The following is a 9,952-nucleotide window of genomic DNA, read 5'->3' as shown; positions in this document are numbered from 1 at the left end:
GCCTTGGCTGATCCCGGCCTTCCGGCAGACGTCGCCGATCGGCACGCCCTCCTCGGCCTGCTTCAGGATAAACGCCTGTCTCGCGCGTCCGAAAACTCGCTTGCCTTCATCGATCTCCGCTCCCTCGCCGGCCGGAAAAAGGATACCCGGGATTCCAGCTTCGAACGGTCCAGTTCTCTGGGCTCAGTGCACCGTTCGCGCGGGGCGAGTGGCGGAGGGGATGGGGCGGGGATCGAACGGTCTCCAAGCCTGAAGCGTTTACGGGATCGACGGTCGCCGTCGGATGCGCGCGTGCGCCCAGCTCTCTCACGACGATGGCAGAGGGCCTTGCCGGTGGTCGCGGGGCGCGAGGGGCTCCGGCCGGGCGACGGCGGCGGGGCCGGTCAGGGCGCCGGATCGGGCGAAGCGGTCGAGGGTTTCGACCCAGGGGGCGACGTCGAGGCCCTGCGCCTGCACCCAGTCCGGGTCGAAGTAGGAGTCGAGATACCGCTCGCCCGAGTCGCAGATCATCGTGACGATGCTGCCGGAACGGCCGTGGCGCGCCATCTCCTCGGCCAGCTGGAGGCTCGCGAAGAGATTGGTCCCGGTCGAGCCGCCGCACTTGCGCCCCAGCACGGACTCGAGCCACCACAGCGTGCCGATGCTCGCCGCATCCGGCGCCCGCATCATCCGGTCGATCACCTCCGGCATGAAGGAGGGTTCGACCCGCGGCCGGCCGATCCCCTCTATGCGCGAGCCGCGGTCGGACGTGAGGGCCCGGTTCCCGGTTCGGAAGAAGTCGAAGAAGACCGAGTTCTCGGGATCGACGACGCAGAGCCGGGTCGAGGCGAAGAGGCGCGGCCGGTACCGGATGTAGCGTCCGATGGTCGACGACGTGCCGCCGGTGCCGGCGCTGACCACGACCCAGGCGGGCACGGGGAAGCGCTCGCGCTCCATCTGCGAGAAGATGCTCTCGGCGATGTTGTTGTTGCCGCGCCAGTCGGTCGCCCGCTCGGCATAGGTGAACTGGTCGACGTAGTGTCCGCCGAGGCCGTCGCGCAGCCGCGCCGCCTCGTCGTAGATGTCCCGGGCAGGCACCCGGCGGCACTCGCCGCCCTGGAACTCGATCTGCGCGATCTTCCGGCTCGCCGTGGTGTCCGGCACCACCGCGATGAAGGGCAGGCCGAGGAGCCGGGCGAAATACGCCTCCGAGATCGCGGTGCTGCCCGAGGAGGCCTCGATGATCGGCGTGCCGCGGGTGATCCAGCCGTTGCACAGCCCGTAGAGGAACAGCGACCGGGCGAGCCGGTGCTTGAGGCTGCCCGAGGGATGGGTCGACTCGTCCTTGAGGTAGAGGTCGATCCCCTCCAGGCACGGAAGCTCCAGCTTGATCAGGTGCGTATCCGCGGATCGGTTGAAGTCCGCCTCGACCTTGCTGATCGCCTCGCAGATCCAGTCGCGGTCACGCGCGCTCGGCGAGCGGTCGAGCGGGGCCGGACATGTCGCGTCTGCCATCGTCGCCTCCGTGCTCGGTTTCGAGCATCGCCGGTCCGAGGCGAACGATCCAGTTGAATCAGGAGGCGCGCCCCTCGACCGCCGCCGAGTCCGCTCCGGGCCCGGGATCGCGGACCGGCCCGGGGCGGGCGTCGTCGCCCGGGAGGCGCAGGCGATCCTGTCCCGGTCCTGCCTCCGGCCGGGCGCGGCGGGCCGGCGTCACGCGTCGGAGGTCGTCTCCCGGGTCTCCTTCCGCGGGTCGCGCCGATCCTCCGCCGGCGTCTCTTGAGGCCGGATGTGAAGCGTGCGCGTGGGGAAGGCGAACGCGACCTCCATGCGCTTGGCCAGGTCCACGACGTCGCCGATCAGCCGGTGCCGCGCGGCGACATAGGCTTCGTAGCTGTAGACGTTGACGAACACCCGGCACTCGATGTCGATCGAGGAGGGGCCGAAGGCGGCGACGCCCACGTAGCAGTCCAGCGCATCGGCGCGCGGGTGCTCGAGCAGCGTGCGCCGCAGCTGCTCCACGAAGGCGTCGAGCTTTTCGCGCGGCGTGTCGTAGGTGACCGAGATCGGCAGGTCCACGCGCCGCCGCCGCCGGATGCCCCAGTTGACCAGCGGCGTGTCCGAGAGCTGCGAGTTCGGGATGATCACCATGGTGTCGTCCAGCCGCCGCAGGCGCGTCGAGCGCAGGCCCACGTTCTCGACCACCGCCAGCTCTCCGTGCGTCTCCACCAGGTGCCCGCGCTTGAAGGGCCGGTCGGTCATCAGAAGGGCGCCGGCCAGCATGTTGGACACCGTCTCCCGCGCCGCGAAGGCCAGCGCCACGCCGCCGACGCCGAGCCCGGTCAGCACGCCTTCGTAGGGAAGCTCGGCGATGTCGGCCGCGGCGACCACGGCGAAGACCACGACCAGCAGCTTCGCCACCCCGGTGGCGAGCGAGGCCACGATCTCGTCGGCGTAGCCCGGGGTCTCCGACGCGCGGCGGGAGAAGTGCTCGCCGGCATGGTCGCTGACGCGCCAGGCCAGCCACCCGCCGCACAGCACCGCCGCGATCGCGAGCCCGCGGAACAGCGCCTCGAACCCCGGGCCGACCGTCCCGAACAGCCCGATGCCGCGCATCAGCAGCATCGCGGCGACGAGCAATCCGAGCGGGCGCGCCAGCTCCGCGCCGCGCCTGCGGTCCGCGGCCTCGTCGGGGCCCAGCGGCAGGCGCCCGACCAGCGCCCGGGTCGCGACATGGGCGGCCGCGGCCGCCGCCGTCGCGCCCACGACCCACAGCGCCAGCGCCAGCCATTGCCAGGTCTCCAGCAGCAGCGGGCGCCGGAGAAGCTGAGGCGCCTGTTCGCGGATCGCCTCGCGGAGCATGAAGAAGCGCGTCAGCGGCGCGCTCGGCTTCACGCCCTCGGCCGGGGGCAGCGTCTGGATCGCCGCAAAGAGATCGGGCGCAGACGCCAGCGTTCCGGCCGAGAACCGCCAGCGCGTCGCGGTCTCGTCGTCGACCTCGAGCGGCTCGATCGCGACCTCGCCAGCCGCGTGCAGGTAGTGCACGTAGGGCATCGGCTGCTCCGGGTCGTTGGGGATCTCCTGCCAGATCGGGCGGCCGGCGCGGTCGAGGATCTGCTTGAGGTAGTCGGCGTAGATCGGCCCCTCCGCCTCGCGCAGATGCGAGGGCAGGAACGACAGGTCGAGCGTCGCGAGCGACTTCTCGCGGCCGCCGTCGTCCCAGCGTTGCGCGCCCTCGATAAAGCGGCGCATCACGCCCCGGGGGGAGTCGCGCCAGGCGAGCTTCGCGCTTTCGGCGGAGGGCTCCCCGATCTCCTCGAGAAACCGCGCGAGGGCGGCGCTCAGCGTCGGCTCGTCCTCGACCACGAGGCGCCAGCCCGCCGCGTCGCGCGCGAAGCGCAGCGTGTAGTCGACCGAGGTCCCCGCGGGGCCGATGCGGAAGCGCGCCTCGTCGGTGTCCGAGTCCAGCGGCGCGTCGACGATGCGCAGGGTCGAAAGCTCGACCAGCCGCCACAGCAGCGTGCGCCGGCGGGTGCGGTCGCGCCCGTCGGCGACGCCGCCCTCGTAGCTCAGCATTCCCTCGATGCGCCGCTGCGCGTGGACGTCGCCCTCGTAGACCGTCGCGTTGCCCGCCACGAGCAGGCTGCGCAGGACGTCCCGCGGCGTCGCCCGCAGCGTGGACACGGCTTCCACCGCCTTGGGGTCGATCCGTTCCCCGTTCCAGAAGCCCCCGTCGCCGTATCGGCCGCTGAAGCTGCGTCCGTCGGGCGACAGCGCGAACACGAACTCGCCCGAGGCCGCAGGCTCCTGCCACGCGCCCCGCAGAACCCGATCCTCGACCGTCCCGCGCAGCCGCCCGCCGCCCGGCTCGTAGGTTCCCGTCACCGTGCCGTCCGCGTGTTCGGCCAGGGTCATCAGGGCGCTGCCTTCCCGCCAGACGCTGCGCCATTGCCCGCTCCAGCGCTCCTCCGCCGCGGCCGAGGCGGCGGCGAGCGCGAGAAGCGACAGGATCAGACAGACCCGAAGAAGACGTCCTGCCTCGACGCCGTGCGGCATGTTCATCCTCCGGACGCTTGCGCGAACGCATGCCGCCGCCCGGGGGCGGGCGCACAGCTTTCAGGCGATCGGTCGTTCCCCTCCGGTTTAAGACCTCGCGGCCGGAAGCGCAAAATTCGGTCCGCCACGCAACGGCTGGACCGACCGCGAGCGCCCGTCCGGAGCGCGCGGCTCGGCCGCCCGGGCTCCCCTGAAGAGCCCGGCTCTCGAGGGATCGGCCTTCGTGGAGGAACGGGGTCGCGCGCCGAAGCTCAGGCCGAAGGACGACCCTGCGCCGAAGACCCGCGCCGGCGCTTCGCCGCGAGCAGAGCGATCAGCCCGCCTCCGGACAGCAGAAGCCCGAAGGCGGGCGGCGTCGGCACGGTTGCGGCGCCGTCGGAGAAGGTCAGGGCGAACGCCAGGTCCTGCTGCGGCGAGGCGAGCCAGTCGGTATCGGCGTCGAGGCCTTCGCTCCGCGCGACGGTCCACAGGACGCCGCCCGGATAGTCCGGAGCCGACGTCGCCAGCCCGTTGACGTTGCGCTCCAGCGCGACGGAGGCCGCGCCGACGTAGTCGAGGACGAGCAGGTATTCCCCCAGGCCTACGACGTCGACGCCCCCGGTCGACGCGGCGATCTCGTGGTCCGACAGGCTATTGGCCAGGACCGACACGGTCCGCTCGAACAGCGAGGGGCCCTGGATGGCATCGACGGAGCCGGAACTGTCGAAGGCGTAGAGGCGCAGCGTCAGGGGCTCGGGATCGGGGATCGGGGCGCCGGCGAACTCCCGCAGATAGGCGAAGATCGAAATGTCGGTCAGGCTGACGAACCCGCTCGGGACGACAAAGCTCTGGGCATAGTAGAGGCTCGACGACGGGGTGAAGTTAGAGGTCGGCTCGACCGCCACGTTCACCGTCGCCGCCTCCGAGATCCCGGTTTGCAGCAACGCAAGCCCCGCCGCGGCGAACGCCAGCTTCTTCATGACGGCCTCTCCGAACCCTGCGCGCCGCAACGGCGACGCCTCGACGTCGTTCTCGCCCCCGCGTTCCAGTGTAGCAGATTTCGATCATATTTTAATGCGTGCAAGCCGGCGTTCCCCGGATGCCGGCCGTTCGAGGGCGGACGCGCCCGGATCGGCCTGCAGATCAGGCGTTTCGCCCTCGGCGAGAGGCCCGTGGCGGAGACAGGGCCCGGATGCGGTCGGATCACGCGGGGGCCGCTCGTCGTGCCGGCGCGATCCCTGCTCCGCGGCGAACGGAAAGGGGCTTGTCCCGCCGTATGCGTCGAGCACGGAATGCGGTCGCGCATGGGCGGTGGCGCTTCGCTTGCGGCGGACCGAGCCGGGGATGCCGGGCGCCACCGGGCCGTCGAGCGCCGGCCCGCCCGCTGGGAAGCCGGCGGCCCGGCCCGTCGCCGGGTCAGGTCACTTGACGAGCTTCTTGACCACCCCGCCGTCCTTGTCCGACGCGTCCTCGCGTTTCTCCTTCAGGTCGTCGCCCTTGCCGTCGATCCCGGCGATGTCCCGCGCGGTCTCGGCCGCGCTGCACCTGTTGCCGACGCCGATCGTCGCCTTCATCGCGGCGTTCTTCGCGGCCTTGGCGACCGTGCAGTCCGGATCGACGATGTCCTTGGCCTTGTCGAGCGGCCCTGCATGAGCGGCGGCGGCGAGGAGGGTCAGGGCGAGGGCGAGACGTACTGGACGCATGAGGATCTCCTTCGACTTGCGCGGCCGGCGAAGAATCCGGTCGTCCGACGAGATGACGGACCGAGCCTAGCGCGTCCGACCTGTCCGATGAATGACGGCGGGCGCAACGGATCCCGCGCCGCCGCTGCACGACGCGCCGCACCCGGGCGTGCCTCGAGCGTGGCCGAGGCGCGCGGCCTGCGCTTCCCGCGTCGCCAGGCGCCCCCCGAGTGACCTCCTGGATCATCTGCGACAGGACCGCGGCCATGCTGGCCGCCGACCGGGGCCGCGCGGACGGCGCGAAGGCCAAGGCGCGGGGGCGCCGAGCCGATCCGAACCGAGGGACGCCGCCGATGGCCGGGCCCGCGACGGACGCGGGGCGCTGCGGATGCCGAAGCTGCGCGCCGGCGCCTGCCCGCCGTCGGTCCCGCAGCCGCGCCGTCGAGACGGCGCGCATGGCGGCGATCCCCGCGACAGCCGCCCTGCGGCGCAGGGCGACCGAGCGGCTCGGCCCGCCTTCGACCCTCGGGCTTGCCTCTCCTTGACACGCCCCTTCGATGGGCGACCCGCGCATGGGGCGACGCTTGCCGCCTCGCGTGCCGGCGCCTAGGCTCGGACGACGGGGCGGTCGGCGGGGTCGTCGGCGGCAGGGGGGCGAGACGCGGATGACGCAGAACGAAGGCGGCGCCGACGCGCCGCTCCGGTCGGCGGAGGACACGGCCGCGCCGGAGACCGGCGGCCGCACCACCCTGGTGATGCTCTCGGGCGGGATCGACAGCGTCTGGACCCTGATGCGCCTCCTGCGCGACACCGGGGACACGGTCTACGCCCACCACGTCCATTTCCTCAACGAGGAAGGCCGCCATCGGGTCGAGGCCGAGGCCTGCCGCGCCATCGTCGCCCATCTCGCCGAGCGGTTCCGCAGCTTCCGCTATTCGGAGACCGCGATCGATCACCGGCGCATGCGCTGGTACGGCTACGACATCGTGGGCGTGGGCTTCGAGGCGGGCATCTGCGCCCACTCCTACCATCTCGCGCAGGGCAGACCGATGGACCGCTGGACCATCGGCACCTGCCTCGAGGAAGGCCACGACGCCGAACGCTTCGTGCATGTCGAGGCCTGCGTCGCCGCCAACTGCCACCCGAACCCGGCGCCCGCCTTCTTCCTGGTGCCGCCGGTCTCGAAGGCGCGGGAGATCGAGGATCTCGGCCCGGAGCTCGCGGGGCTCTGCTGGACCTGCCGCAGACCGCAGCCCCGGCCCGGCGGCGGCTGGCTGGAATGCGGCGCGTGCAAGACGTGCCGGCTGATGGGTTCGATCCATCGCGGATGACGGATCGTCACCTATTCGCACGATAAATGATGCAACGTAGCGTAAACTCGTTAACCATAGTTAACGGGGGTTGGCGCGGCGCGTCGTCCTGACGCTTGGGACCGGGCTGGCTTCGCCGTCCGGCATGAACAGGGATGACGCCAGATGGCATTTTTCGAACTCACCGTCGAAAACCTCAACGATTCCGGGGCCGGCAGCCTTCGCGCCGCGCTGGCGGAAGCGGCCACCCGCAGCGCGGACGACACGGTCGCCATCGCCTTCGACGAAAGCCTGTTCGGCGGAACGCTGTTCCTGCAGTCGAGGCTCCTCTTCGACGCCGAGGCCAGAATCACCCTGAGCGGAGACATGGACGGCGACGAGTCCTCGGACATCGCGATCTCGGGCGACAGCGACCTGAGCGGCACGGTCGACGAGTCGGACAGCGCGCTGTTCTCCGTCGCCAACGGCGCGCGGGTCGTCATTCGCTCCGTCAGGTTCGAGGACGCCATAGCCGTGGGCGACGAGGCGGCCGACGAGCTGGCCTTCGTCATCGTCAACGAGGGAACCCTGTCCTTCCTCGACAGCGAGCTGGTGAACCTGCGCGCCATCGGAGAGACCGACGCCCCCTTCGCCGCCCGATCGGCCGGGACGATCGCCAACGACGGCGATCTGAGCCTCTTCGACACCACGCTCGACGAGCTGCTGTCCGTCGCGGGCGCGGGAACCGACGGCGGGAAGGGCGGCGACGCGGTCGCGGGCGTCCTGCATGTGGGCGGAAGCGTCCTCCTGAGCCTGACGGGCTTCACCGGCCAGGCGGCCGGCGGCGCCGGTCAGGGCGGCGGCGACGGCGGCGACGCCGTGGTCGGCCTGCTGCAGCTGGGCGGCGATCTCGTGCCGCCCCGGTTCGGCATCGGCGACGGTTCGGTCGCGACCGGAGGGCTCGGCGACGGGACCACCGACGGCGCCGAAGCGCTGGGCGTGCTGGGGCCCGACTCCGACACGGCGACCGAGCTGCAGACCGGCACGGCCGGCGACGACGAGCTCGACCTGCTGTTCGCGGGCGCCACGCCGACCCTGCTGGGCCTGAGCGGGAACGACCGGCTCTCGGCCTCCTTCGCGGGCACGCTGTTCGGCGGAAACGGCGACGACATCCTCGTCCTCAGCGGGGGCGAGGGCGGCGAAGGCGGCTCGGGCGGGGTCGCGGACGGCGGCGGGGGCGACGATCTCTTCGTGATCCTGCGTCCCGGCGTCTCCGTGCATGGCGATGTGAACGGGGGGGAGGGGTCCGACACCGGCCTCGACACCATCAGCTTCGCGGAGTTCCAGTTCGAATCCGTCACCTTCGACATGCAGCTTGCCGACAACGCCGAGTCCGCGACGCAGGAGGCCTTCGCCGGCTTCGCGGTCACCGCCGGCGGCATGGACGCCGTGATCGGGACGCGGTTCGACGACACCCTCTTCGGAATAGCCGGGAGGAGCGCGACGCTCATCGGCGGGGCTGGCGACGACATCCTGGTCGCGCGGTCGAACCCGGGCGGGGATTTCGGCGACGGCGACGTGCTGCGCGGCGGCGCGGGCGCGGATTCCCTGACCGGCAGCGCGGCGCGCGACGAGCTGGTCGGCGGCGGCGGCGGCGACAGCATCTTCGGCGCCGAGGGCTTCGACTTCATCGTCGGCGGCGGCGGCAAGGACGTGATCGACGGCGGGCTGAAGGCGGACGAGATCCGCGGAGGCAAGGGCGCGGATTCCCTCGTCGGCGGCGGCGGCAACGACTCGATCTCCGGCGCCAACGGAAAGGACCGCCTCGACGGCGGCGAGGCCAAGGACTCGCTGCTCGGGGGCGGCGGCAAGGACGTGCTCGACGGGGGCGAGGCCAAGGACATCCTGTTCGGCGGCGCCGGCAAGGATCGCTTCAGGTTCGAGCAGGGCGACGGCAAGGACCGGATCCTGGATTTCAAGCAGAGCAAGGACAAGATCGTCTTCGCCAGCGGCGCCGAGTCCTTCGAGGACCTCGCCCTGCGCAACAAGGGCGACAACGTGAAGATCAAGTACGACGGCGGCGCGATCACCGTGCTGGACGAGAGCAAGGGCGACTTCTCGGCCGGCGACTTCCTCTTCGCCTGACCCCGCCGGCGAGCGGCCGCGCCCCGCCCCTCCGCCCGGCCGGGAACCGATCGACCGCGCCCGCCCGCCTGCGTGCAGCCGCCCGAGCCGCCGCTCGCCCGTTTCGCGGCGCGCGCCGGAGCCTTGGCGTCACGCGTTCCGCGAGGGAGCGCGCGACGGCCCTGAACGAACGGACCCCGCCGCGCCCCCAATGGCCGCCCTCCCTTTACGGAAGGATGCAGCGCTTGGTGCGGTTCTCGGTTCCAGCGGCGAGGGTCGACTTCACCGGCCCTCGATCACACCGGTCCAGTCATGCAGGGTGTCCGGCGTCAGCGCCCATGAGACATCCGAGTTGATATCGTAACGGAGGGTTTCGGCTCATCGTGCCCAGGGAGGGCAGACGATGAGACGGAAGACTGAGACGACGAAGCCGGCGGCCGAGAAGGTCGTTCGGGACATCCGACGCAGGACCCGCAAGCTGCATTCGGCGGAGGAGAAGATCCGCGTCGTGCTGGAGGGCCTGCGCGGCGAGGAGAGCATCGCCGAACTGTGCCGGCGCGAGGGGATCGCGACGAGCCTGTACTACAGCTGGTCGAAGGAGTTCCTCGAGGCCGGGAAGAAGCGGCTGGCCGGCGACACGGCCCGCCAGGCGACGAGCCCGGAGGTCATGGACCTCCGCGCGGAGACGGCCGCGCTGAAGGGTGAGGAGGATCAGGAAACGATTGAACCGCTCCGGGTCTGCCGGAGGCTCCCACTCCTGAGTAGGATGGAGCCCCATGAGCAAGACGACGAACAAGTTCTCCCCTGAGGTCCGCGATCGCGCGGTTCGCTTGGTGCTGGACA

6 protein-coding genes and 2 pseudogenes are annotated in these 9,952 nt (G+C 71.4%); 3 read left to right on the top strand and 5 right to left on the bottom strand.

The genetic code is table 11. From position 1 onward, the window contains the following. The 5 genes and pseudogenes from P2H44_RS25525 to P2H44_RS25405 form a co-directional block, all read right to left on the bottom strand. A pseudogene (locus P2H44_RS25525) lies at positions 1-110 on the bottom strand (transposase); the annotation flags it as partial. A 196-nt stretch (positions 111-306) separates the two neighbouring features. After that, the gene (locus P2H44_RS25420) at positions 307-1,494 is read right to left on the bottom strand and encodes a PLP-dependent cysteine synthase family protein (protein WP_275768343.1); all 1,188 of its coding nucleotides are present in this window, start codon (positions 1,492-1,494) and stop codon (positions 307-309) included. Between the two features lie 198 nt (positions 1,495-1,692). Continuing rightward, positions 1,693-4,035: a mechanosensitive ion channel family protein gene (locus tag P2H44_RS25415; protein WP_275768341.1), complete on the bottom strand. Its 2,343-nt coding sequence runs from the start codon at positions 4,033-4,035 to the stop codon at positions 1,693-1,695. Between the two features lie 251 nt (positions 4,036-4,286). Next, positions 4,287-4,994, bottom strand: a complete 708-nt coding sequence (locus P2H44_RS25410) for a hypothetical protein (protein ID WP_275768336.1) — start codon at positions 4,992-4,994, stop codon at positions 4,287-4,289. 441 nt (positions 4,995-5,435) lie between these two features. Beyond that, complete coding sequence (locus tag P2H44_RS25405) at positions 5,436-5,717, bottom strand: hypothetical protein (protein WP_275768333.1); 282 nt, start codon at positions 5,715-5,717, stop codon at positions 5,436-5,438. A gap of 644 nt (positions 5,718-6,361) precedes the next feature. On the opposite strand from P2H44_RS25405, the gene P2H44_RS25400 reads away from it, so the two are divergent. The 3 genes and pseudogenes from P2H44_RS25400 to P2H44_RS25390 all read left to right on the top strand — a co-directional run. Beyond that, positions 6,362-7,027 (top strand): adenine nucleotide alpha hydrolase family protein, encoded by a 666-nt coding sequence (locus P2H44_RS25400; RefSeq protein ID WP_275768330.1) that lies wholly within the window; start codon positions 6,362-6,364, stop codon positions 7,025-7,027. A 144-nt stretch (positions 7,028-7,171) separates the two neighbouring features. Further along, positions 7,172-9,130, top strand: coding sequence for a calcium-binding protein (locus P2H44_RS25395; protein ID WP_275768327.1), 1,959 nt, complete (start codon positions 7,172-7,174; stop codon positions 9,128-9,130). A 382-nt stretch (positions 9,131-9,512) separates the two neighbouring features. After that, positions 9,513-9,809, top strand: a pseudogene (locus P2H44_RS25390) (transposase); the annotation flags it as partial. Between the last annotated feature and the right edge of the window lie 143 nt (positions 9,810-9,952).

The sequence above is a fragment of the Albimonas marina genome (assembly GCF_029223255.1).
GTDB lineage: Bacteria > Pseudomonadota > Alphaproteobacteria > Rhodobacterales > Rhodobacteraceae > Albimonas.
Note: the sequence above shows the minus strand (reverse complement) of the source record. Positions and strands in the feature narration are given on the sequence as shown.